Source organism: Sulfurovum sp. TSL1, assembly GCF_019972135.1.
GTDB lineage: Bacteria > Campylobacterota > Campylobacteria > Campylobacterales > Sulfurovaceae > Sulfurovum.
Window position 1 is genome coordinate 789339 of sequence record NZ_BPFI01000001.1, and the last position, 24676, is coordinate 814014.

General features: G+C 41.8%; 26 protein-coding genes. 14 read left to right on the top strand and 12 right to left on the bottom strand.

Translation table 11 applies throughout. The features are described 5' to 3' along the window. Positions 1-29 precede the first annotated feature (29 nt). On the bottom strand, positions 30-1658 hold the full coding sequence (locus LDM98_RS03865; protein ID WP_223898027.1) for a cation:proton antiporter: 1629 nt from the start codon (positions 1656-1658) through the stop codon (positions 30-32). Positions 1659-1858: 200 nt separating this feature from the next. On the opposite strand from LDM98_RS03865, the gene ychF reads away from it, so the two are divergent. Genes ychF through LDM98_RS03885 form a run of 4 tightly spaced genes read left to right on the top strand, consistent with a single transcriptional unit; the run spans position 1859 to position 4314 of the window. Further along, on the top strand, positions 1859-2962 hold the full coding sequence (gene ychF, locus LDM98_RS03870) for a redox-regulated ATPase YchF (protein ID WP_223898028.1): 1104 nt from the start codon (positions 1859-1861) through the stop codon (positions 2960-2962). A gap of 12 nt (positions 2963-2974) precedes the next feature. Next, a complete protein-coding gene (locus LDM98_RS03875; protein ID WP_223898029.1) occupies positions 2975-3436 on the top strand; it encodes a DUF302 domain-containing protein in 462 nt (153 codons plus the stop codon). After that, positions 3436-3915, top strand: coding sequence for a DUF1456 family protein (locus tag LDM98_RS03880; protein ID WP_223898030.1), 480 nt, complete (start codon positions 3436-3438; stop codon positions 3913-3915). The genes LDM98_RS03875 and LDM98_RS03880 overlap by 1 nt, the downstream gene beginning before the upstream one ends. A 60-nt stretch (positions 3916-3975) precedes the next feature. Beyond that, positions 3976-4314 (top strand): hypothetical protein, encoded by a 339-nt coding sequence (locus LDM98_RS03885; protein ID WP_223898031.1) that lies wholly within the window; start codon positions 3976-3978, stop codon positions 4312-4314. Between the two features lie 2 nt (positions 4315-4316). Here LDM98_RS03885 and LDM98_RS03890 read toward each other — a convergent pair whose 3' ends face one another. Beyond that, complete coding sequence (locus LDM98_RS03890) at positions 4317-5096, bottom strand: exodeoxyribonuclease III (RefSeq protein WP_223898032.1); 780 nt, start codon at positions 5094-5096, stop codon at positions 4317-4319. A 97-nt stretch (positions 5097-5193) separates the two neighbouring features. Here LDM98_RS03890 and LDM98_RS03895 point away from each other — a divergent pair, with 97 nt between their 5' ends. Next, positions 5194-5766 carry a bifunctional 2-polyprenyl-6-hydroxyphenol methylase/3-demethylubiquinol 3-O-methyltransferase UbiG gene (locus LDM98_RS03895; protein ID WP_223898033.1) on the top strand — a complete coding sequence of 191 codons (573 nt, stop codon included), beginning with the start codon at positions 5194-5196 and terminating at the stop codon, positions 5764-5766. A gap of 70 nt (positions 5767-5836) precedes the next feature. On the opposite strand, the gene LDM98_RS03900 is transcribed toward LDM98_RS03895, so the two are convergent. Continuing rightward, complete coding sequence (locus tag LDM98_RS03900) at positions 5837-6541, bottom strand: DUF445 domain-containing protein (RefSeq protein ID WP_223898034.1); 705 nt, start codon at positions 6539-6541, stop codon at positions 5837-5839. Between the two features lie 130 nt (positions 6542-6671). On the opposite strand from LDM98_RS03900, the gene LDM98_RS03905 reads away from it, so the two are divergent. After that, the gene (locus LDM98_RS03905; protein ID WP_223898035.1) at positions 6672-7814 is read left to right on the top strand and encodes an MFS transporter; all 1143 of its coding nucleotides are present in this window, start codon (positions 6672-6674) and stop codon (positions 7812-7814) included. Positions 7815-7842: 28 nt separating this feature from the next. On the opposite strand, the gene LDM98_RS03910 is transcribed toward LDM98_RS03905, so the two are convergent. Genes LDM98_RS03910 through LDM98_RS03920 form a run of 3 tightly spaced genes read right to left on the bottom strand, consistent with a single transcriptional unit; the run spans position 7843 to position 10229 of the window. Continuing rightward, complete coding sequence (locus LDM98_RS03910) at positions 7843-8463, bottom strand: HAD family hydrolase (protein WP_223898036.1); 621 nt, start codon at positions 8461-8463, stop codon at positions 7843-7845. Beyond that, positions 8463-9386 (bottom strand): PDC sensor domain-containing protein, encoded by a 924-nt coding sequence (locus LDM98_RS03915; protein ID WP_223898037.1) that lies wholly within the window; start codon positions 9384-9386, stop codon positions 8463-8465. The genes LDM98_RS03910 and LDM98_RS03915 overlap by 1 nt, the downstream gene beginning before the upstream one ends. 27 nt (positions 9387-9413) lie before the next feature. Then, positions 9414-10229 (bottom strand): phosphatidylserine decarboxylase, encoded by an 816-nt coding sequence (locus LDM98_RS03920; RefSeq protein ID WP_223898038.1) that lies wholly within the window; start codon positions 10227-10229, stop codon positions 9414-9416. Positions 10230-10359: 130 nt separating this feature from the next. Here LDM98_RS03920 and LDM98_RS03925 point away from each other — a divergent pair, with 130 nt between their 5' ends. Continuing rightward, entirely contained in the window at positions 10360-11100 is a 741-nt protein-coding gene (locus tag LDM98_RS03925) for a 3'-5' exonuclease (protein WP_223898039.1), read from the top strand. Positions 11101-11134: 34 nt separating this feature from the next. Here the strand turns inward: LDM98_RS03925 and LDM98_RS03930 are convergent, their stop codons facing one another. The 3 genes from LDM98_RS03930 to LDM98_RS03940 all read right to left on the bottom strand — a co-directional run bounded on the left by LDM98_RS03930 (position 11135) and on the right by LDM98_RS03940 (position 16513). Continuing rightward, positions 11135-12838: a diguanylate cyclase gene (locus LDM98_RS03930; RefSeq protein WP_223898040.1), complete on the bottom strand. Its 1704-nt coding sequence runs from the start codon at positions 12836-12838 to the stop codon at positions 11135-11137. Between the two features lie 125 nt (positions 12839-12963). Beyond that, positions 12964-14163: a class I SAM-dependent rRNA methyltransferase gene (locus LDM98_RS03935; protein ID WP_223898041.1), complete on the bottom strand. Its 1200-nt coding sequence runs from the start codon at positions 14161-14163 to the stop codon at positions 12964-12966. 88 nt (positions 14164-14251) lie between these two features. Beyond that, positions 14252-16513: a glutamine--tRNA ligase/YqeY domain fusion protein gene (locus LDM98_RS03940; RefSeq protein WP_223898042.1), complete on the bottom strand. Its 2262-nt coding sequence runs from the start codon at positions 16511-16513 to the stop codon at positions 14252-14254. A gap of 218 nt (positions 16514-16731) precedes the next feature. On the opposite strand from LDM98_RS03940, the gene gltX reads away from it, so the two are divergent. From gltX to LDM98_RS03955, 3 genes are read left to right on the top strand one after another with little or no spacing between them, the layout of a single operon-like run. Further along, entirely contained in the window at positions 16732-18039 is a 1308-nt protein-coding gene (gene gltX / locus LDM98_RS03945) for a glutamate--tRNA ligase (protein ID WP_223898043.1), read from the top strand. Beyond that, on the top strand, positions 18036-18311 hold the full coding sequence (locus tag LDM98_RS03950; RefSeq protein WP_223898044.1) for a YggT family protein: 276 nt from the start codon (positions 18036-18038) through the stop codon (positions 18309-18311). Before gltX ends, LDM98_RS03950 begins: the two co-directional genes overlap by 4 nt. A 3-nt stretch (positions 18312-18314) precedes the next feature. Beyond that, on the top strand, positions 18315-19592 hold the full coding sequence (locus tag LDM98_RS03955; protein ID WP_223898045.1) for a transglycosylase SLT domain-containing protein: 1278 nt from the start codon (positions 18315-18317) through the stop codon (positions 19590-19592). An 18-nt stretch (positions 19593-19610) separates the two neighbouring features. Here the strand turns inward: LDM98_RS03955 and LDM98_RS03960 are convergent, their stop codons facing one another. Continuing rightward, positions 19611-20129 carry a hypothetical protein gene (locus LDM98_RS03960; RefSeq protein ID WP_223898046.1) on the bottom strand — a complete coding sequence of 173 codons (519 nt, stop codon included), beginning with the start codon at positions 20127-20129 and terminating at the stop codon, positions 19611-19613. 91 nt (positions 20130-20220) lie between these two features. On the opposite strand from LDM98_RS03960, the gene mobB reads away from it, so the two are divergent. The 3 genes from mobB to LDM98_RS03975 are packed head-to-tail and all read left to right on the top strand — an operon-like array spanning position 20221 to position 21785. Beyond that, positions 20221-20718 carry a molybdopterin-guanine dinucleotide biosynthesis protein B gene (gene mobB / locus LDM98_RS03965; RefSeq protein ID WP_223898047.1) on the top strand — a complete coding sequence of 166 codons (498 nt, stop codon included), beginning with the start codon at positions 20221-20223 and terminating at the stop codon, positions 20716-20718. An 18-nt stretch (positions 20719-20736) separates the two neighbouring features. Beyond that, the gene (locus tag LDM98_RS03970) at positions 20737-21588 is read left to right on the top strand and encodes a class 1 fructose-bisphosphatase (protein WP_223898048.1); all 852 of its coding nucleotides are present in this window, start codon (positions 20737-20739) and stop codon (positions 21586-21588) included. Continuing rightward, entirely contained in the window at positions 21588-21785 is a 198-nt protein-coding gene (locus LDM98_RS03975; protein ID WP_223898049.1) for a hypothetical protein, read from the top strand. The genes LDM98_RS03970 and LDM98_RS03975 overlap by 1 nt, the downstream gene beginning before the upstream one ends. On the opposite strand, the gene LDM98_RS03980 is transcribed toward LDM98_RS03975, so the two are convergent. Both LDM98_RS03980 and LDM98_RS03985 read right to left on the bottom strand, forming a co-directional pair. Further along, positions 21782-22030, bottom strand: a complete 249-nt coding sequence (locus tag LDM98_RS03980) for a GIY-YIG nuclease family protein (protein WP_223898050.1) — start codon at positions 22028-22030, stop codon at positions 21782-21784. The two genes, LDM98_RS03975 and LDM98_RS03980, sit on opposite strands and share 4 nt — an antisense overlap. Positions 22031-22039: 9 nt before the next feature. Beyond that, complete coding sequence (locus LDM98_RS03985) at positions 22040-22555, bottom strand: hypothetical protein (RefSeq protein WP_223898051.1); 516 nt, start codon at positions 22553-22555, stop codon at positions 22040-22042. A gap of 140 nt (positions 22556-22695) precedes the next feature. On the opposite strand from LDM98_RS03985, the gene metG reads away from it, so the two are divergent. Continuing rightward, the gene (metG, locus tag LDM98_RS03990) at positions 22696-24675 is read left to right on the top strand and encodes a methionine--tRNA ligase (RefSeq protein ID WP_223898052.1); all 1980 of its coding nucleotides are present in this window, start codon (positions 22696-22698) and stop codon (positions 24673-24675) included. Position 24676: the final 1 nt, after the last annotated feature.

Here is a 24676-nt window from a genome sequence, read left to right on the forward strand (position 1 = left end):
CAAAAAACCAGAGATACCGTGAGCCATTTTTACTCTTTTGTGAGTTTAAGATGGCATGCCAATGCCTCTTGCGCCAGCATATCAGCAATAGTATCTCTGCTGTTGATAATATTTTTTATCCCTAGTGCTGCCATCACCTCCGCTTCCGTACTGTTATTTACATTCACAATACTATTGATATTGGGGTTAAAAGAAACAATATTTTCACAGATCAATTGCCTCTGTATCTTATTCTCTATGGTCACAATGATCGCGGTAGCCTGATTCACATTAAAATGCGACAAGACCATCTTCTGTGCGGCATTGGCAAAATAGATCGCCTCTTCACCTCTGGCTATCACATTGTCTACGACCTTGACATCATGTTCAAGGATGACATAAAGTAAATTTCTTTCCTTAAAGATTTTGACCAGTCGCTGTCCTATCGATCCGTACCCGCACACAATGATATGATCTTTATACGTACCGCCTACAAGTGCCCGATCACGTAAAGCGACCGGCTCTTTATGAAATATATCTGCCACCTTGCTAATGTTTTTCAATACAAAAGGGGTCAGTATCATTGAAAGTACGACCGTAATGATCATGATCTGATTCAACTCATCAGGAATCAGGCCATAAGAGTGTGCAAGAGCAAAAACAGCTAAAGAGAATTCACCTACCTGAAAGAGAGCCAGTGAGGTCTTTAGCGCAGTTCTTTTTTGCACAAAGAATTGTAAAATACTGAAGATCAGCAGACTTTTGATCAGAATGATCCCTATGAGCAACCCAAAGATGATATATCCGTAATGGATAAGAGATTGCCAGTCTATCATCATCCCTATCGTCACAAAGAAGACACCTAAAAGTATGTCCCTGAAGGGTATCAGATCTGCTTCGACTCGATAGCGGTATTTTGTCTCTGCGATCATCATCCCACCGATAAAAGCACCCAGTGAATAGGTAAACCCGAATATATTTGCCAGAAATGAGGCTCCCATCACTACAAGCAGTACAGCTACAAGAAAGATCTCTTCTGAGCCTGTGGACATGACCCATCTAAAAAAGTATTCAAGAAAATATTTTCCGATGACGAACAAGATCAAAAAAACAAATATGGCACTTACTGTTGTTTCCAAAAGAAGAATAGAGACCGACTCTGTATCGGATGTAAAGAATGAGACCATCAAAAGTATAGGGATCACGGCAAGATCCTGAAAAAGTAAAATACCCAGTGTAGTACGCCCATAAGCGGAATGGATCTGGTTGTTGTCATTCAGTATCTTTAAGACGATCGCTGTAGAAGAGAGGGCCAGTGCAGAACCTATGACAATAGCACTCTTTATATCCAGTCCGAACACAGATAAACTAATGATCGTGAAGAGAAGTCCTGCAAGTACCATTTGCAGTGTTCCGTAAACGAACACCTCTTTTTTCATCTTTTTAAGATGATTCACTGAAAACTCCAGTCCTATGGTAAACATTAGAAAAACGATACCGAACTCAGCCAAATGAGATAGCTGCTCCTTGGAGTCTTCAGCAAAATGGAAAATAGATGAGATCGTAAAACCGGTAATGACATAGCCGATCACTGTTGGAATATCAAATTTTTTCAAAAAGACATTGAGTATGGTTGAAATACTAATCGTAATGATTAAAACCAGTAAAGCATTTTCCATCAACCTATCCCATATTCTCTTTTACTCTAAAAAGTTTTATATTTATAACATAACTAAAGTTATATCCCGCACAGAGCATTTTTTTAATCATTTATCTTTATATTATAGTCAATAAAATCACATCTCATATTAACTAACCCCCTCTTCACCAATATTTCGCTAAAATCGCGGTATTAATATTATCATACTTAAGGAATACCATGGGATTAGGCATCGGACTTGTCGGACTACCAAATGTAGGGAAATCTACAACTTTTAACGCACTCACTAAAGCACAAAATGCAGAAAGTGCAAACTATCCGTTCTGTACCATTGAACCGAATAAAGCAGTGGTACCTGTTCCGGACAAAAGACTGGATGAACTTGCGAAGATCGTTAACCCAGAAAGAATACAACACTCCACAATTGATTTCGTTGACATTGCCGGTCTTGTAGCCGGTGCAAGCAAAGGGGAAGGTCTGGGAAATAAATTTCTTGGGAACATCCGTGAAACAGAAGTGATCCTGCACATCGTAAGATGTTTTCATGATGAGAATATCGTTCACACAGAAGGTTCCATCGATCCTATCAGAGATGTTGAGATCATTGAACAGGAACTTCTCTTTGCTGATATAGATGCGGTGCTCAAACGTATAGAGATGCTTAAAAAGAAAGCCAGAGGAAACGACAAGGATGCCAAAGAGCAGCTTGAAGTGGCTGAAGCACTGTTGGCACATATAGAAGAAGGACATCCGGTATCTACCTTTGCAGACAAAGAGAGTGATGGCTTTTTGGCGATGAACAAAGATCTGCGTCTTCTTACATCAAAACCGATCATCTACGGTGCAAATGTAGACGAAGATGGCCTGGGTGAAGACAATGAGTATGTACAAAAACTCAAAGCCTATGCCGCTGAAAGAAACTCAGAAGTGATCAAGCTGTGTGCCAAAGTAGAAGAAGACATGGTAGACTTTGATGATGAAGAGAGAGAGGAAATGCTTGCAGATCTGGGTGTGACAGAATCTGGTCTGGATCAGATCATACACAAAGGTTTTGACACACTTGGACTGATGAGCTACTTTACCGCAGGTGTGAAAGAAGTACGTGCATGGACCATACGCAAGGGGACTACAGCTCCTAAAGCAGCAGCTGTCATCCATAATGACTTTGAAAAAGGTTTCATCCGTGCAGAGGTCATAGGCTATGAAGATTTTATAGCGTGTGGTGGAGAAGCCGGTGCCAAAGAAGCCGGTAAAAGTAGACTGGAAGGTAAAGAGTACATCGTACAGGATGGCGATGTCATGCATTTTAGATTTAACGTGTAATAAAGGACTATGATGAGAAAGTTGCTATTAATAGGGTTGATCGGATTTGCTTTGCTGGGCTGTGATAGCAAAAAAGGTACTTTTCTTGAAACAGTGGCAAGTGAGAATGATCATGCTGCTTCTGTTGCCAAACTGGAAAAACTCATCATAGATCAGGGGCTTACCCATTTCAGTACCATGGATCATAGAGCCAATGCCAGAAATGTCAATATGAACTTGAAACCTGAAACGGTTGTGGTCTTCGGTAATCCGAAGATGGGAACAGTGCTGATGAACTGTAATCCTTCAATGGGGCTGGACCTGCCTCTTCGCATACTTGTTACCACGAACTATGAAGGTGAAACAAGCTTTATCTATACCAATCCTGAATACTGGTCACTCAAACACAATATTAAAGACAAGAACTGTTTAAATATATTGACGAAAGCAAAAATAGCCTTAGACAACCTTGCTAAGGAAGCAGGTAAAAAATAATGCAGATCAATACAAATGAAATACTCTACCGTATACAAAAAGCATTGAATCTCACAACAGAAGAGATGCTGGAAACCTATAAGCTCGAAGACTTTCCTATGGAAGCATCCCATTTAGAGTCCCTTTTAAAACGCCGTCAAGAAAAAGGCTTTCAAATAGCCACCTATGAAGAGTTGGGTGTCTTTCTAGATGGACTTGTCGCGCTTAAACGTGGTCCCTCTCCTAAAAAACCCAACGATGATGAAGGGGTAGAACTGACCAACAACCTGATACTCAAAAAGCTGCGTATAGCACTGGAACTCAAAGAAGCAGAAACAGAGATCATCTTTGGTCTGGCAGATGTTGAACTCAGTAAACAGCAACTCGCTTCCCTTTTTCGTAAAGAGGGGCACAAAAACTTCAGAGAATGTTCGGATGAATTGCTGATGGCATTTTTAGAGGGTTTGGATGAGTTTTACTACACGGGAGAGTTGGACTAAGTCTGGCTTTTCAATGTGATGCACTCAAAAAAATCACTGCAAGCACTAAAAAATGCCCTGTTGAAAAATGAAGAGATTCTCAAACGTCTCCAAAAAAACTACCCTCACCTGGCGCACCTCTCAGAAAATCAAATATTAAAGTACTTTAATGTTCAGAGTTTGCATGAACTCAATAAGCATATGAAACAGATCAAAGCGTCTCAAGAACTCCAAACTATACTGCCCGCACAAAAAAATGAAGTATGCTCCTGCAGAGACAGTCATGGTCAGATCAAAGACCTTTATGACTCCGAAGTCTCCGCCAAAGAGCAGATAGATGCACTCTCTCAGAGAAAACGATTACAGCTTAGAGTGTATAGGTGTCCCAATGGCTGTGGATGGCATTTGACCAAAAGATAAAGCTACACTTTTAGTACCAACTTCACCGGGCAGTGGTCGCTTCCCATGATATGGTCCAGGATCTCTGCATCGACGATCCTCTCTTTGAGATCATCTGAAACAAAGAAATAGTCGATTCTCCATCCTACGTTTTTACCCCTGGCTCCTGCTCGGTAACTCCACCAGCTGTAACGGTCTGTTTCATCCCCTTTGACATGTCTGAAGGTATCTATGTAGCCATGGCTGAGGAGTTTGTCAATCCATGCCCGTTCCATCGGTAAGAAACCGGATGTTTTTTCATTGGCTTTGGGACGTGCGAGGTCGAACTCTTTATGTGCGGTATTGACATCACCGCATACCACAATAGACTTGCCTTCATTTCTCAGGGTATTGATATGCTCCAAGAAACGGTCGTAGAACTCCATTTTGTAGGTTAAACGCCCATCGTCACGTTGTCCGTTGGGGAAATAGACATTAAAATAGGCGATATCTCCAAAGTGGTATTCATTGATGCGTCCCTCATCGAGGATATCCACATGGGAACAGCAGGATGCTTCACCCTTGATATCTGTATAGAGTGCTACTCCTGACTGTCCTTTATTAGATGACGAATTGATACTTTGAAATTTGTATTCTCTCTCAAAGATACCCTCAGGGATCTGATCTGCCTCTGCTTTGATCTCCTGCAGGCCCAAAAAGTCCACATTTTCTTCATCGATCCACTTGAGTGCCTGCTTCTTTTCTACGGCTCTGATACCATTTACGTTCCATGATATAAAGGTGAGTGTATTACGCTCTGACATTGTTTCTCCTGCTGCACATTTTCGTATGTGTCATATCAATTTCTTCATTATTTTGATAGAATAATACCAAAAGAGACTTCAAAGAAAAAGGGCAGCTATGGCACAGGCAGACAAAGAACGCTGGGATGAAAAATGGCGAAGCAAACCCATGCCGGATGGACCCATCCAACTCGTCAGCGACTATGCTTCACTGGCTCCAGGTCAGCAGGCACTCGACATCGCCTGCGGCATGGGGAGACACAGCAGATACCTCGCTTCCAAGGGATTCGAAGTCGATGCACTTGATATCTCTTCGGTTGCGATAGAGCAGCTTCAGAACATTCCGCATATCCATGCAAAAGAAGTGGATTTTGATACCTATACCCTTCCCAAAGAGAGGTATGACCTTATCGTCTGTACCTATTTTTTAGAGCGCAGACTCTTTCCCCAGATGATAGAGGCTCTAAAACCCGGTGGCATCATCCTGATGGAAACTTTCTTACATCATCCCGACAACGAGCGTACCACATCCAACCCGGATTTTCTTCTGAATGCAGGTGAACTTGAAGAGGTATTTAATGAGAGTTGTGAACTTTTACAACTACCTGAATTTTGGGATGAGGATTACCAGGGGTACAAAACGATGAAAACATCTATGGTCGCCAAAAAGGAAAAAGCAGCCATGAGATAAAGCGTTTTAGGTGCAGTGGCAGACTCGGTTCATGAGGGATCCATTAACGATACTGACCGGTGTGCCTTTACTAGATCAAAAATGAAGATACCACTCCTATAAGTCCACCGAAAACACCTCCCCACACCACAAGCCATCCTAAATGTTCCTTGATCAGATCCTGTACCAGTTCTTTCACCATTTTCGGTGTCAGTTCATCCAACCTTTTTGTGATCAATGCTTCCACTGAAGCGATCATGTCTTCATTCAAAGTTGAGCTTTGTATATGATGGTCAAGCTGTGCTTTAAAAGCAGATGAGGAGACGATGGTACCTACAGCACGCTTGAGCTTACGTGAAAAAGGATCACGTAAACCCTCCAATGCCGCTTCACCGCCGAACATCCCAATAGCGCCACCGAATTTAGACTCCATGACCGTTTTAGTGAGTGCATCAAACGCAGGAGAAAAGTCTGCACCTTCGACCAAAGGGGTCAGATCTATCTTCTCTTCTTCTTTTGCAAAAAAATCTCCCAACTGCTCTTTGCTAAAGAACTGTTTCATCATCATCTCACGTATGGATGCTTTAAAAGCAGTAAAGTTTTTTTCGATCACACCAGAGCCGTAAAGCAGTGGTACCTTTTCAAACAACATATGGATAGCCAGTTGGTTCGTAATGGCTCCGGAGAGTGCAAATAGCCCGGCAAACAGCAATATCTCATGATAGGCAGGTGGTACCAGGAAAGCCATTCCTATAAAAAGCAGAGAAATGAGGTCAGTTATCAGCGTTTTTGACATCAAAGTTCCTCGTTACATTTTTTCTGTAATATAGCAAAAACTGCATTATATTACGCCATCAACTCAATACCTCGATATTAAAAAGAAGGTATAATCGATATTAACGATAAAATCATTTATAAAGCTTCACATGTCTAAAACACTAAATAAAAAGATACAGATCTCACTACTACTGATCGCAACGATGGGTGTGATGTCAGGTATTACTGTCGTCTCTTCCCTTCCCCTGATCAGTCAAACCTTCAGCCATCTTCCCCATATCGAATTCCTTTCAAAGCTGATGTTGACCATTCCTTCCATCATCATTGCACTCTTTGCCCCGGTCGCCGGGATCATTGTAGATAAATTCGGCAGGTTAAAACCGCTTTATACCGGGATCATTCTCTTTGTAGTGGGCGGAAGCTCGGGGTTTTATCTTGAACACTTCTATGCCATTCTTGTAGGACGAGCGGTACTGGGCATAGCTGTTGCCCTGCTCATGACCAGCTCTACTGCACTCATAGGTGATTACCTTGATGAAATGGCACGGCATAGATTTATGTCGGTTCAGGGGATGGCCGTGGCTATGGGAGGGATCGTTTTTATTACGGCCGGAGGTCTGCTTGCGCAACTCCACTGGTCCTACCCTTTTGCTATCTATATCTTACCTCTGTTTTTTCTTCCTCTGCTGCTTACCTCTCTCTATGAACCTGAGAAGCATACGCATGTCGAAAGTGACATAGAAATAGAGACCAAACTCTGGCCTGTCTACCTCACTGCGTTTTTTGCCATGGTACTTTTTTATATGCTGCCTACCCAACTGCCTTATCTTATTATTGAGACCCTGCATGGCAAGCCAAGTACGATAGGACTGGTCATTGCCACTGCGATGATCTTCAATGCGCTCACCTCCAGACAATATGCCAAACTCAAGGCGAGGTTCTCCTATGTACATATCTATATCATTACGTTTATTTTTTTTGGTACGGGTCTCTTCATCATTTCTCAAGCCCACTCCATTGCACAGCTCTTTTACAGCACAGCATTCATAGGTATAGGGTTTGGACTGATCCTTGTCAATACCAATTCATGGTTTCTTGCAAAAGTACCTGCACATAAAAGAGGAAAAGCTTCAGGTGTACTCGCATCCAGCTTCTTCCTGGGGCAGTTCTCTTCTCCGCTGATCATGCAGCCTATTGTACATCTGTATGGGATTCAGGGACTTTTTTTGATCGTATCGGGCATTGCATTAACGACAGCATTGATACTGTTTTTAAAAGGAAAGATCTCTTAAAGATAAAAGTATGTGTAAACAGGGATGTTTAACGCAGCAGTAAGGTATGCAGTTCATCGACACTGCGTACCGCATCTATATGGTCCGTAAAGCCCCAGTCTACCATGATATAGTCTATCTCTGCTCTTTTACTTGCCAACTCATCACGCGGACCGTCACCGATAAAAAGTGCGCTATGGCTACTGTGCCCCAGCTCATCCAGTATTTTGTGGAGCATGTCAGGGTGGGGTTTTCCTTGCTGTACATCATCATAACAGGCGATAGCATCAAAATGCTCATAGACCTCCAGATGTGTCAATGATTCTATCGTTGACCCTCTGTAGGCATTGGTCGCTACTGCCAGATCATGTCCTTTTCCCTTAAGGGTATCAAGCAGTTCTTTAATGCCATCATAGAGTATCAATTCCTGTTGATGATTTTTCGTATAGTACTCTGAAAACCATTTTTCATGGTCCCTGTCAAATGCTTTTGCATGGTAAAAAGTTTGTGCAGGATTGATGGTATGGTCATTGACCAATCTTAAAATATACTCTTGTGCCATAGGCTCAAAACCCAGGTTTTTACGTACATAATTGATCGCATTGGCTATGGTCAACGAAGAGTTGACCAAGGTGCCATCCATATCAAAAATGATCAGTTTTTTTTCCACTAGTTCATCTTCTCCGAATCATTAAGTCTTGGCTGTATGAACTTCACGTAAACAGAAAGACTCACTAAAAGTAATGCGACACCGGAAATCAGATAGACAGCATACACAAGCTGGGCCGGATCTGTGAGTGCAAACTTAAAGACAAGCATCAGGGCTTCAATGGATAATGCAATAATAATGGAGCCTAAAAAGCGTATCATGGTCTGGTGTCCCTCGCCTGTAGCCCCTTTTTTCTCTTTACCTAAAACCTCTTCCTCAAATATCGCTTTGACGAGATCAAAAATAGCCAGGGAGAGGGTCAGAAGGATCGTTGCTTTGAACATCTCATTGATGTCAATGGCAGAAAAATCAAATCCAAAATGCATGAATGCCGCCACCCCTTTGATAAAAAGTAACAGTGAAACACCTGATAGTGCGAAAGAGAATGCGGTATAGGCAACTTTACTTAATTTTCCGGAAACTGAGTCGATGGAGCTTGGATGCACCATGCGTAAAATATTTGCCAAAGAGATATCTACACAAATAATGCTGATCAAATTATCTTTTTCATCTACGATCGGAAATGCTGCAGTGACAACCATCGTATTACTCAAATTGGACGGGTATGGTTCTGTCAGGGTACAACGATGTTCTCTTTGTGTTTTATAATAGTAAGCCCTGTCACTTCTATCCTCACCTTTACCAATCCCCTCAAGCTTTTTATCCTTAGAGATATTTTCAATGATCTGTATACCTTTACCATCCAATGCATAGATCGCTTCTGCATTAGGGATACTCTCATGAAGCGGTTCTAGCTTTGCAAGTACCGTAGAGATATCACCATTGGTAATCGTTTGAGAAATATGTCTTCCTATGATATAACAAAGGTAAGCTCTTGCTTTTGCACGGACCTGTGCATACTCTTCTATCTCTTTAATTTTCATCCCATTCTCCCTTTTATTTGTAATCTTCTATAATACTTTACCCAAAATATCAGTAAATTTTACTTTTTGATTGATCGCGACTTCCGGGAATATACTCCCTTTTTCTGAAAAGGTCAAGATCGTTGATCCCATCTCGAACCAGCCATAGAACTCTCCCCTATCTACCCAGAATTCTTCATACTCATAATGTACCGATTCTCTGATCTCTGAGTTCGTTCTCACTTTTTCCTCAAAGGTTACGACCATTTGACCTACATTGAGTGCCGCTACAAGCACCAGTACCTGTGTTCTGCCCTTTTCATCTTCACACTCTATCACGACCCTCTCATTTTCGATGAACAGATCCACTTTATGGCGAAGCAGTGGAAAGTTCACAGGATAGTGTTTGCCGGGGATATGTGTCAGTGATCTCACTTTGAGTCTCATCGGCATATGATAACGGTGATAATCTTTGGGTGAAAGATAGAAGTTGATAAATTCTCCTCCCTCAACCATGCTTGCTGCCTCCTGATGGTATGGACCAAAAAGCTTCTCTATACTGTAGCTCATCCCTTTGATCTGATAAGCTTTACCCTCTTTGATCTTACCTGCATCGGTAATAAGTGCATCCACCCCCGATATCAGAGCATCCTTCTCTTCCGGCAAAGCTCTGGGTGTTTCAAAGGCTCTTGTAAAGAGTTTGTTCAGTGTCGGATATGCACTGGGTTCTTTGAACTCGCTCATATCAAGTCCCATCAGTTTTACATACCCTTTGTTAATAAAGTTTTGTATCGGTGACGGGAATGCTTTAGAAGCAAATTTTCCAAATGCACTGGAGAGGATGGAAGTAAAGTGTTTAGCCATTGTGTATCCTGTAATTGAACCTGTTGACTGAGGGTTCATAATATATACAGTATTATACCATTTGTCATTTAGGGTTGGGGTTGTTAGATAAAATACGATACTATCTACCTTTATGATTCAAGGATAAAGCATGGCAAAATACGTACTTTTCGATACAGAGACCACAGGAAATCAGGAGCTCGACCGCATTATACAGGTGGGTGCGATGATCGTACACAGTAAAGACGAGATCGAAGTCTTTGATGAACTCTGCCTGGCTCCTGTACCCATCACTATAGAAGCGATGGAAGTACACAACATCACACCTGACCGGATAGCAGACAAAGGCCTCTACGATGAAACCGATTTTGCACTGAAGTTACAGCAATTCAACCAAAAAGAGAATTATCTTATCGCGCATAATATTGCTTTTGATCTGGCAATGCTGGAAAAAGAGGGATTTGAAAATCACTATACACTGATAGACACACTGCGATGTGCCAAGCACCTGCTTCCTGAGAGCCCTAATCACCGACTTCAGTACCTGCGCTACGCACTTGAACTCTATCAGATCGAACAAGCAGAAGCGCAAAAAATCGGCATTACTATCAAAGCACATGATGCAATAGGTGATGTGCTTGTGATGAAATTGCTTCTTTCCAAACTGGTACGTCTGACACAAGAGAAGTTTGCAGGTATAAACCCTATGCAGAAACTGGCAGAACTCACCCAAACCCCGGTCATGATGAAAACCTTCAAATTCGGGAAGTACAAAGACAGAGAGATCGCCGAAGTCGTACATGAGGACAGAGGCTACATTACATGGATGAGAGCGAATCTTGATCTGGATGAAGATATGACTTTTACTTTGGATTATTATCTGGCTTCATAGGGTAAGAGATTGTAGGTGTTTTATTTTTCTACCCTTACACTCTGTGAAATCTATAGAGTACTTTCACACTATTCCTACCGCATTCCTTCACCTCATAGAGTGCTTTATCTGCCCTTTTTACAATGGTCTCTATGCTTCTTTCAATATGATTGTATTGACTGATGCCAAAACTTGCAGTGATAAAGAACTTATCATCCTTCTCTATGAACTTTTTATTTGCTACTCTTTTTCTGATACGCTCTGCAAGGAACAAGGCTTGTTGCTCATTGGTTTCAGGCAGTAAAACCAAAAACTCATCACCACCCATTCTAAAAGCATAGTCATACTCTCTAATCACATCTTTAACGATCTTTGCCACACATTTCAATACATTGTCTCCTGCACCATGTCCATAGCTATCATTGATCTCTTTAAAATGATCAATATCAAACATAATGACAGAGAGACATCTATTATGTCTTAAGAGTCTCTGGAACTCTTTGTGAGAGATCTCATAGTAGGCTCTACGGTTATAAAGTCCAGTTAAGATATCCGTTTTTGCCTCTTTTTCTGCTATGACCCTTTTCTCCTGTGTCATTTTCATTCGATCAGCCAGTGCCATGGATAAAAGAACCACATCGACATACATACCTAAGTCAATTGCTTTATAGGTCAGATAGGTATACGGGATATAAGACATGACCGTCAAAGCAGTAATAAAAGCACCTATCAGACCACTGGCAGTCCCAAGAAGAAAAAATCGGGCTGAACGATTACCTTTGAGCAAAATATACAGAGCAATAATAAATAGATAAATACTGATCAACAGTATGGATATAAAGGCAAGTATCACATGATAATAATAGCCACCGAACATGGCTGAAAGTACTGCTACACCGATAACACCAAAGATCAGAAATTTTGTGATGTTATAGAGCGTATGATGGTATTTAAAAAGATTTAGGAATGAACTTGCAAAAATCAGTACAGTCACAACATAAAAATAGATGGATGTAGACTGTGTCCAGTTTTGTACACTGGGTGAATTAGGAAAGAGGTACATAAATGTATAGCCGTTATAGGAAGCATTCATCCCAAAAAATGCACCTAAGAATAAAACATAATAAGCATAATAGCGGGCTTTCGTACCTAAATATAGAAAAAGATTATAGAATAACATGGCAATAATACCACCATACACCAAACCAATATACGTAGCAGCATCAATCTGTTTGGCTAAAAATGCTACTTTATCCATGATAGAGAGTGCCACAATAAAAGGATCTCTTGTTTTCACTTGAAGATAAACAGTAGAGATACCTGGCTCAAAGCTATGTTCGAAATTGATAAGATAGTAATCGATCGCTCTTTTTGAATAAGGATACATATCACCACCCTGGTAGGTTTTTACTTCACCTTGTGAAGATATCACAGTGAAGTTCACTGAGTCAAGCCAGGCTGGTTCAAAGATGATAAGTCTGGATAAAGGTCTATTTTCATTATTGATCACTCTGAACTTATACCAAAATGCTGCATTTGTAAATGGATGGCTTGCCACTGGTTTATTGAGTGGTGTAAATACCTCAGAAGGGAGATGGCGTATCTCGGATAGTGTCATATTCGCAGTCGTATCCTCATACTCAAGCATCAATTCGCCGATCTCATAGTGTGAGTTTGAAAGGTCTAGTACCTTTGATTGTACATCTCCGTAAAGAAGGGAAAGATAAGAAAAAAGTACTAAAAAAATTGTTTTTTGCATCTTTTATCCTTGATATTGATAAGACACATCGTACATTTGATCATTTTACTCAAGGTTTTGGATTTATAATAACATAAGATAGTTAACAGTTATTAACAACCTTTGCTTTGATAAGATCATTGCACTTAAGATACTTTTCTAATAAACACTACTTTAAGGTAATCTCCCTCTTTAAACGTATCCATGACTCTGAAATCCTTTGGTAGAGAAAACGTATGTTCTATTTTGTACTTGCCACCCAGTTCTTTAAAGGCCTTGTCTATAAAATCTTTGAACTTCACCATGTTCAAATTTGCATAATTCGTTGATGCAATGATCACACCACCCTTCTGTGTGATCTGTATCGCTTCTTTGAGGAGTTTAACATAGTCTTTTGCTACAGAGAAGGTATGTTTCTTCGATCTGGCAAAACTTGGCGGATCGAGTACCACCACATCGAACAGTATCTCTTTTCTGACCGCATATTTAAAATAATGGAAGACATCCTCGACAATGATATCATGCGCCTTGGGATCAATGCCGTTAATACGGAACTGTTCTTCTGTTTTACTGCGGCTTCTTTTGGCAAGGTCCACACTGGTGGTCTTTGCTGCACCGCCCAGGGCGGCACACACGGAAAATGCCCCTGTATAGGAGAAGGTGTTCAGTACAGTTTTCCCTTTGGCATAACTGTCACGAAGTGTTTTTCTCACTTCTCTCTGGTCTAAAAAGACACCCACCATAGGCCCATCATCCAGATAGATGGCAAAATGTACACCGTTTTCTTTTACGGTCAAAGGAAATTCACCTCTGCTGCCACAGACAAAATCATCAGTGTCATCAAGATATTGGCCTTTGGCATCAAATCTCTTTTTCTGATAGATACCCTTATATTCTACCTGAGACTTCAGCGCTTCCAGGATCGCTTCTCTGAATGCATAGATACCCAGACTGTACCAGGTCACCAGATAGAAGCCGTCAAAATAATCTATCGTTAAACCGCCTACACCATCGCCTTCACCGTTAAAGACCCTGAACGCTGTTGTGGTTTCATCATGGTAGAGATCGTTTCGGTATTGGACAGCCTCTTTAATCTTAGCACTGAAAAATGCGACATCGATCTTTTCCTCTTTTTTAGTGGAGAGTACCCAGCCATGCCCTTTGTTTTGAATACCGTAATACCCTTTAGCGATAAACTTTTTTCTATCATCAAACAGGTGAACGATCGTTCCCTCAGTTTTTACTTGGTCCCAGTCAACCATAAACTCTTTGGAGATCAAAGGATACCCGTTCGTGTAGTTTTTGATATATTGTGGTCTAATGGTCAGGTCTATTGTCTTCTTCATATCTATCCTTTGCCACCTCATAAGAGGTGCAATGAGGGGAACCAGCTCTTATGATAAGGTTATGTAATTGGTTGTTATCGTTCTCGTATTACTTTAACTTCTCAGCCACTAGTGCATTGACCACTTGCGGATTAGCTTTGCCACCTGTGGCTTTGAGTACTTGTCCTACAAAGAAGCCTAATAATTTTGTATTTCCTGCTTTGAACTTTTCAACATTATCCGGATTTTTAGTGATGACCTCATCAATAATAGGTGATATTTGTGATGGGTCACTGATCTGAACAAGTCCTTTAGCTTCAACGATCTTTGCTGGATCTTCTCCGCTCTTAGTCATTTCTTCAAATACTTGTTTGGCAATTTTATTTGAAATAGTCCCGTCATCGACCATCTTCACAAGCCCGGCTATTTGATTTGCGTCAAATTTCAACGCATCTGCGTGCTTCTCTTTGAACTCTCTTGCTACTTCATTAGCCACGATATTTGCGATCGTTACAGGACTATTGTTTACAGATAGAGCCTCTTCATAAAAAGAAGAGAGTTGCGCGTCACGTGCCAACGTGTTGGCAACTTCACTGTTGAGTTCAAGGTCTCTGGTATACGTATCAAACAGTGCCTGTTCAGCCTCACTCATAGGCTCTACTTCACCATCGATTTGTACTTTTTTAGCTTGAGGTTTGCACTCGTTTTTAGGTGCACTTTCCTGTGCCTTTGTCTTTTTGCTCCAAGAGTCTTTAAGTCCGACGATCTTATTGAACACCGGTGTTTCATCCGTGTAGTCTATAGGATCAGCATAGAAATACCCCTGTCTTTCAAACTGGAATCTCTCATCAGGTCTGTCCGTAATGACAGCAGGTTCGATCAATGCATTTTTGACCACTTTCAAAGAGTCTGGATTGATATCTTCCAGCCCTTCAGGCGCTTCATCTTTAAAGAGTCTGTCATACAGTCTGAGTTCAACGCTTTTAGCCTTGTCTGCATCGACCCACTGGATCGCACTTTTTACCTTGATGCCACTGGTATCGGCACCACTTTTGGAATCCGGATGGTATTCTGCTTTTATCTCTGTGATATTGCCATCGGCATCTTTGATCACTTCCTTACACGTAATGATATACGCATGTCTAAGTCTCACCGGTTGCTCTGGGGTAAGACGGTAGTAACCCTTTGGAGGGTTCTCCGTAAAGTCATCACGCTCAATATAGATCTCTTTTGAAAAAGGTATCTTTCTTGAACCCTCTTTAGGTACATCATGCGGGTAGTATGGTGCATCAAGTTCTTCTGACCCCTCATAGTTTTCAATGGTGACTTTGAGCGGGTCAAGCACACACATCACACGCGGTACTTTGGTATTGAGATCATCCCTGATACAAAACTCAAGTTGGGAAACATCCACCGTTGAGTTTGCCTTGGCGATACCTATCTGATCGCAGAAGTTCAGAATAGACTCAGGTGTATACCCTCTTCTTCTGTATCCCGCGATCGTAGGCATACGAGGGTCATCCCAACCGCTCACCCTTCCTTCATTTACTAATTCTAAAAGCTTTCTCTTACTCATCACCGTATAGTTGATTGCGAGTCTTGCAAACTCATGCTGATAAGGTCTTGGCGGCCTAAGCTCCAGCGTATCAAGTACCCAATCATAAATATCACGATTGTTTTCAAACTCCAGGGTACAGATAGAGTGGGTAATCCCCTCAATATAGTCAGAGAGACAGTGACCAAAGTCATACATCGGGTAAATATGCCACTTATCCCCTGCTCTGTAATGGTGTGCATGTCTGATACGATAGAGAAGCGGATCTCTCATTTTCATATTGGCCGCACTCATATCGATCTTGGCTCTAAGGACATGTTCACCGTCTTTGAACTCGCCGTTTTTCATTCTCTCAAAAAGGTCCAGATTCTCTTCAACACTGCGCTGTGCATATTGACTGCGGCGTCCGGGCTCGGTGACCGTTCCGCGATACTCACGGATCTCCTCTTCGCTGAGACTGTCAACATACGCCTTGCCCATTTTAATCAATGCAACAGCATACGCATAGAGTTCAGGGAAATAATCAGAAGTATAACGTACACTGTTATCCCATTCAAATCCAAGCCAATGTACAGCATCTTTGAGTGCTTCAACATATTTCGTGTCTTCTGTAGTCGGGTTGGTATCATCCATTCTAAGGTTGCAGCGGCCATGATAATCACGGGCAATACCAAAATTGATAGCGATAGATTTGGCATGTCCAATATGCGGGAAACCATTAGGCTCTGGAGGAAATCTTGTATGAACTTCTTTATACTTGCCTGATGCTAAGTCCTCTTCAACTATCGTACGTAAAAAATCTTTGCTCTCACTCATTATTATTAAACCTTTTGATTTTAAAGCTGTATTTTATCCAATTAGAGCTTATCACATCTTAGATAATGCATATTGAGGACATAGAAATGGCAGGTTGACCAACGAGAAAGTGCTCCAAAGTAAAAAGCATCGTTAAACGTATGGCACTTTAAAATATTTATAAATTAATCCCACTATAATAACACTCTTATAAACGCACAACTTTTGGAGTAGGATACATGCTTAGATTTGCCCCGTCACCGACCGGTGATATGCACATAGAACAACTACGTGTTGCCATATTTAACTACATGGCAGCCAAACAGAAAGATGTCAACTTCATTGTACGTATCGAAGACAGTGACAAAGAACGAAACATCACCGGCAAAGATACTGAGATCATGGATATCCTTGAGAAATTTGCGCTTCCTCACGACAGTGTCTTTCACCAAAGTGAAAACCTTCATATACACCAGACATTGGCGATCCGGCTCCTTGAAGAGAAAAAGGCATTTGTCTGTACCTGTACATCTGAGCAGCTTGATGCAGATAGAGAAGTGGCAGAACAGAACAAGGCGTCCTACCACTACAGTGGCCGGTGTGCTTCTATCGGTGCGGAAGAGCTTCATAAACTTAAAGAAGAGAAGAAACCCTTTGTCCTGCGTATCAAAGCCCCGGATGCACCTATAGTCACCCATGACCTTATCCATGGAGAGTTTGAGACTGCACCCGATGAAGTAGACTCTTTTGTCATTCTAAAAACTGACGGAACACCCACCTATGACTTTGCTTGTGCCTGTGATGATATGATCTCAGGGATCAGTCTCATCATCCGTAGTGAGGAGTACCTCTTACACACTCCGAGACAAAAGCACATCAAAACACTCCTTGGATATGAAGAGGAGACCACGTACGCACATCTTCCTGTTATACTGAATACCGAAGGTAAGAAGATGGGCCAGGAGGAGGATGCCGGCTCGGTCAAATGGCTCTTTGAACAGGGATTCATCCCCGATGCGATCGCCAACTACCTGATACTGCTTGGGAACCAAACGCCATCAGAGATCTTCACCATGCCCGAGGCACTGAAATGGTTCGATCTTAGCACACTTTCCAGATCCTCTGTAAAGTTTGACATAGATACACTCCGTTTTATCAACAGAGAACACTTAAAACGTATGGATGACAAACGTCTCTCTACACTTTTTGGTTTTGCAGATGCAGACATCGGAAAACTGGCCAAGCTCTACCTTGAAGAGGTGAGTACGATCAACGAACTTGAATCAAAGATCAAACCTATCTTTGCACCTAAAGATTTTGAAGGTAAATGGGGTGCCCAGATGCAGACCATGGAAGAGATCATCCAGAATGCTCCTATGATCAACGATTTTAACGACTTTAAAGCACATATCCTAAAAGAGAGCGGATTACAGGGAGAGGATTTCTTTACACCGTTAAGACTCATCCTTACAGGTGCGGAACATGGACCTGAACTTTCCCGGATCTATCCGCTTATCAAACCATATTTACTGGAGGTAGCATCATGAATGCTCTTATCTACGCCATTGTACAAACGATCCACACCGTACTGAACCTTTATATCTGGATAGTGATCATCGCTGCACTACTGAGTTTTGTACGACCTGATCCTTACAATCCCATCGTACAGATACTCTACCGTTTAACCGAACCTGTTCTTAGCTTCATCAGACGTAAAATGCCGTTTGTCGTATTTTCAGGCATCGACCTCTCTCCGCTGGTGATTATCTTGGGACTGCAACTGATCGATAATTTTATGATGCGTGCTGTACTCGGATAATAGATGCGCGTGAAGTTTCTTTTTATTTCATTGCTGTTTGTACTCTCTGTAGGTACATCCTCACTGCAGGCAAAAAAGTTCACCTACGAACAGATACACAAGATGCCAAAGAGTGTAGAAAAAGATTACTATATCTGGCGTTTTCTTTCACAGATCACGACCACAGCTGCTGAAGCCAAAAAGATCATCTTTGAAGCAAGCAGCCTCAATACAAAGCTTCGGACAGCCTACAAAAACAGAACCGGGTCAACGATTGAGCTCCCAAAGTTGACAGCAACCGGAGAAGCAAACAAAAACTGGAAAAGAAGAAGCAACGCACACAAAAGTTTCAAGCATGGACTTGCGCTGATGCAGCAGAGAAAACCTAAGCAGGCAGCAAATTATTTTGAAGATGCCCGTAACAACTATCTGCAGCGTTATGATGTAGACAAGTCTCTCTTCTGGCTCTATCTGAGTACAAAAGAAGATAAATATCTAGAGCTGTTACGTGAAAGCTGTGATGTCAATATCTATACATTAATGGCAGCGGACGCCATCAACGGAAGATACCCTAAAACCATTACCGAGTCCCTTTGGAAAAGCAGTACATGGGGGTTTGATATCGAAGATCCTATCGAATGGGCCAAAGTGAAACAGAAAATGAATTCAGGTGTGGATCTGGATGATCTGGCCGATGAACATAAATCGCAAGAAACGATAGGCATCTATACCTACCTCAAAGCCAAAGCGTGCAACTACACGGAGTCTTATTTTCCCATGCCTTACCGTAAGGCTATGAAACATATGACCCCAGAGCGTCAGGCACTGATCTATGCCATCGCACGACAGGAGAGCCGCTTTGTCCCGGCTTCTGTCTCACGTTCCTTTGCATTGGGAATGATGCAGTTCATGCCGTTTCTTATCGAGCATGTGTCCAAAGAGAAAGGGGAGCAGATCGATTATGATGAGATATTCAACCCCTACAAGGCCATAGAGTATGCAAATTTCCACCTTGACTATCTCACCAAGTACCTTTTCCATCCGCTTTTCATCGCTTATGCGTACAACGGGGGTATAGGTTTCACCAGAAGGCATATTACCAACAAACATAACTTCAGAAGAGGTCCCTATGAACCCTATATGAGCATGGAAAAAATGGAAAATGAGGAAGCTAAAGAGTATGGGAAAAAAGTACTGGCAAATTATGTCATCTATCTCAATAAACTGGGGGTGACCACACGCATCTTTCCACTCTTGAAAGTACTGGCATCACCTTCTGAAACCGATACATTCAGAAAGTAGCACCCAAAACACTTCTTATCAGAGCGCCTCTTTGGTCAAGACATATTTGGCCACTTTGGCAAAGTGTAACGCACCTTTTCCATACGATGTACTCTCAAAGAGGAGTGTGATCTTTTTGCTTGATTCATGGGGGAAGGTTACCAGATAATAACGGCTCCACGGGGTCACAAAAGATAACGTTTTTAACCGTTCATCCTCAGGGCTCAGTGCTTTGATCTCTTTAGGTCTTTTCCCGTTGAGTGTTAAGCTGTTCCCCTCGGAATTCAACGCACCTTCTGCCTGACCTTCGCTGTGCAATCCCACGATAAAAACTTCATCTCGGGTATCATGATCTTCAAAGTCCGGAGTATAGAGATAGGTTGCAGTTAACATGACCTTGGTCACATTGTCCTGATAGAGTTGTATCTTTTCTGTTTTTTGTAACTGTTTATGATAGGTCACTTTTTTACTATAGCCTTGGATCAGATCTGACTCTTGTTTTGATGTGCATCCAAGAAGAAGCGCTATGGCTATGAACGATAAACATGACCTAACCATGTGCACTCCTTGTAATTCATACGGATTTTAACATACATTCAATAAAGATTGATGTATAATGCAATTAATCATTATTCAAGGAAATCATACTGTGAGTAAAAGAGTTGCTGTTGCATTCACCGGTCCGTCAAACAGTGGGAAAACCACTCTGGTGGAAAAAGTTGCACGAACATTGATACAAGAATGTAAAGTCGCCATCATCAAAAATGACCCTAAAGACAAAGCACAGTTCGATGTAGAAGGAAAAGACAGCCATAAATTCTCACAAACGGGTGCTGAGGTCGTGGTCACTTCGCCTACAAGAACGACCTACTTCTCACAAAGAGAAAAAACACTGGACGATATCGTAGCCATGATCCATGATTTTGATATTCTGCTTGTTGAAGGACTTAAAACCCTTCCGCTGCCGCGTATTGCTGTTTTCAGGAACAAGATCGACGAAAGTTATTTTTCCTGCAGTGAAGCCATAGCGATTGATGACACGATCGACATTGCAACCTATGCGATACCAGAGAGTATCGATATACTGGATCTGAACAATACTGCCCAGATCATAGAGTGGATCCATGCGCATGCAAAACAACTATAATGTAAAAGAGGACAAGAGATGTTAACCATATTTGAAACCATTGAAAAAATTGCGATCAAAATAGACCACGCCATTAAAACCGAAGACCTGGGGTACAGTAACACTGAAAACACATCAGGTGAAGATCAGCTGAAACTGGATGTAAAAAGTGACTATATCGTAGAAGAGGCTTTTAAAAATGTCTCACTTGTAAAAGCTTTGGTCAGTGAAGAGAAAGAAGGTGTCTTAGCATTGCATGATGAGGGGAAATACACGATCTGTTATGATCCCCTCGATGGTTCAAGTCTCGCAGATGTCAACCTCTCTGTAGGGTCTATCTTCGGTATCTATGAAGGGGAGTTGAAAGCTGAAAACCTTGTCGCCTCTGCCTATGTGGTCTATGGTCCGCGTATTGAACTTATGACGGCAACAAGAAATGCCAAACCTAAACATTACAGAGCACAGGAAGGGCTTTTCAACTTCATTTCCGAAGTCACACTGGATGAAAAAGGAAAACTCAATGCTCCCGGCGGGACACAACAGAACTGGAGCAAAGTGCATAAAACCTTTGTAGACGGCCTTTTTGCTGAAGGGTACCGTCTCAGATACTCTGGCGGTATGGTACCTGACCTTCACCAGATACTTCTCAAGGGTGGCGGGATCTTTTCCTATCCAAGTACATCTGACAAGCCAGACGGAAAACTCAGACAACTTTTTGAAGTCATCCCTTTTGCCTTCATGTACGAACAGGCCGGAGGGCAGGCGATCAATGCTGAAGGCATGAGACTGATGGAACTTGTGCCGGGTCATCCGCATGATACAAGCCCTTGTTTCTTCGGTTCAAATTATGAAATAAACACACTCAAAGAAGCTTACGGGGTAAAGGCATAATGTCAGACCAAGTACTCGATGAGTGGCAGATAGCCCTGAAACAGAAAAAATCAGAATTGGAAGCCTGTCAGTCAGAACGTCAGGTAAAAAGCTGTATGGCTTGCGAAAAACTGCTTGATTGTGAAGTGCGAGAGAGTTACGTACAGGCCGTCTATGACAGTATGAGCAAAGGTGCCGGCGGCGGATTTGAGTTCTAGGAAGAGGCTATCAGCCTCAGCTTCTCTGCCCTGCTCATCTTTTTTTTGATCTCATATTCACGTTTTGATGCGAGACTTCTGTCTGTATACTCTTCACTGTAGACCAAGGTGACCGGTCTTCTTACGCGTGTATATTTTGCACCTTTCTCCGAACCGTTATGCTCATCGATCCTGCGTTCAAGTTCTTTGGCGATACCGGTATAAAGTGTCTCATCTGCACACTTTACTATATAGACATAATACATCTCTTCTTTTTACTTCTCGTCTTCAAGGGAATACCCTTTAAAATATACACGTGTTAAATTATATGAGACAAAAAACTTGTCTGAATATATTTCAGTCTTGATGAGTACGTCTTTTTTCTTCACTTCAAATTCACTGACAGATTTATAATAAAGTGTCACAATACTTGCTCTGTTGGTAATTTTATCACAATCTGCGACCTCGATATAATATTCCCGTTCCATGTTCTTGAATTTATAGAACTCTTTATTTCCGATCTTGTAACGCTTTTTGTTATGAAGGCGTCTCTTCTTGATCTCTTCACGCTTTTGCTTACTGAGTCTTTTTTCATTGAGTTTGGCTAAGATCTTCTTTTTTTCTTCTTCCGTAAATGATCTTTTATGACCTTTGAGCTCCTCTTCAGCTCTTTGATGGATCAGTCTTTCCTCATTCAATCTTGCCATAATGAGTTCTTTCTCTTCGGCACTATAGGTCTTTGACTTTGAGTGACTCTTTATCTCTGATAATTCACTTGGATCGTTATCCATACTTATCCTTTTAGATTTCCCCCATGCAATTCCATTCTTCTGAGTTTTATTATACATCATAAATATATAATTTTCTATTCTCACCCATAACACAGCACTTTTTAGCTAGAATATTCACCGAATTTACTCTACAAACTCATTTGTTTAAGGAACTGCATACTATGTCATGTCACAAAAAATCTTATATCACCACCCCGATCTATTACGTTAACGACATTGCCCACATCGGCCATGCGTATACAACCATTATTGCAGATACACTTGCACGTTACTCCCGTATGTCAGGATTGGATACTTTCTTTCTTACCGGTACCGATGAACACGGCCAGAAAATAGAAGAAGCTGCAAAAGCAAGAGGCAAATCGACCCAGGCTTATGCAGATGAGATCTCAGCCACTTTTAAAAACCTTTGGGATGATTTTGACATCTCTTATGATAAATTTATCAGAACCACAGATGCCGATCACATGAAAGGTGTACAAAAAGCCTTTTCTATCATGCATGAAAATGGGGATATCTATAAAGATACCTATAAGGGCCACTACTGTATCTCTTGTGAGACCTTCTTCCCCAGCATACAATTGGTGGATGATGAGTTTTGTCCGGAATGTGGAAAGAGCACTACGATAGTCGAAGAAGAGAGTTATTTTTTCAAACTCTCAAAATATCAGGACAGACTGCTTCAGTATTATGAAGAGCACCCGAATTTCATTTTACCAAAAAGCAAAAGAAATGAAGTGATCCGCTTTGTTGAAGGCGGACTGCAGGATCTTTCCATTACACGTACAAGTTTTGACTGGGGTGTGAAACTGCCAGCAGAGATGGATGACCCTAAACATGTGATGTATGTATGGCTGGATGCGCTTATGAACTATGTCACGGCGCTTGGGTATGGAACCGATGAGGCCAATATGGACTACTGGCCTGCACGTGTTCAACTCATCGGTAAGGATATTTTACGTTTCCATGCCATCTACTGGCCGGCATTCCTTATGAGTCTCGAACTGCCTCTTCCTACCCATATCGCTGCCCATGGATGGTGGACAAGAGATGGCGAGAAGATGAGTAAATCCAAAGGCAACGTTGTGAACCCCAGAGAAGTGGCAGATGCCTATGGGCTGGATAACTTCCGTTACTTTATGCTAAGAGAAGTACCATTCGGCGGTGACGGTGACTTCAGCCAGAAAGCACTTATTGACCGCATCAACTCTGATCTTGGTAATGACCTTGGTAACCTGCTCAACCGACTCATAGGAATGAGCGGTAAATACTTTGACGGTACCGTTGACTCTGCACATGTCTCTAAATACTATCAGGCAGAACTTGACGAAGTACATGCTGCTCTAGAGAGTTTGGAACCGCTGCTTTTTGATATGCAGATACACAGATACCTCGAAGAGCTTTGGAGACCGCTCACTGTAGCGAACAAAGCCATCGATATGTACCAGCCATGGACACTGATGAAAGAAGGTAAAGAGGAGGAAGCGATGGCCCTGAACGGACTGATCGCTGCGATACTTGCAAAGGTATCTATCATGCTTTCTCCTGTCATGCCTGCTGTATGTACAAAGATCTCAAATGCCCTGCACTTCACCATAGACAATGACTCCTGGAACAGTATGGTGAAAGAGAAACAACTGCTTGAACCGTTCACTCTAGAAAAGATAGACCCTCTTTTCCCTCGTATAGAGGAGCCTTTACTGGAGCAGGCAGAACCTGTTGATGTCAAAGAGAAAGAACAGGCACCTAAAAAAGAAACTGCCAAAGTGGAGACAAAAAAAGAAGAGGGTATTGCACTGATAGGGATAGACCAGTTCTTCCAAACTTCCCTTAAAGTAGGAACAGTTGTAAAAGCAGAGGAAGTGCCAAAGAGTAAGAAACTGCTTTTACTGCAGGTCGATATCGGTGAAGAGGTACCTAGACAGGTCGTTGCGGGTATCAAAGAGTGGTATAGCGCTGAAGAGATGCTCAATACACAGGTCTGTGTGGTAGCAAACCTTAAACCGGCTAAACTGATGGGTCTCAAGAGTGAAGGTATGCTTCTTGCAGCCAAAGATGAGAACGGTCTGTGTATGATACGTCCAGAAAAGCCGAAAACGGCTGGAACACCAATAGGCTAAA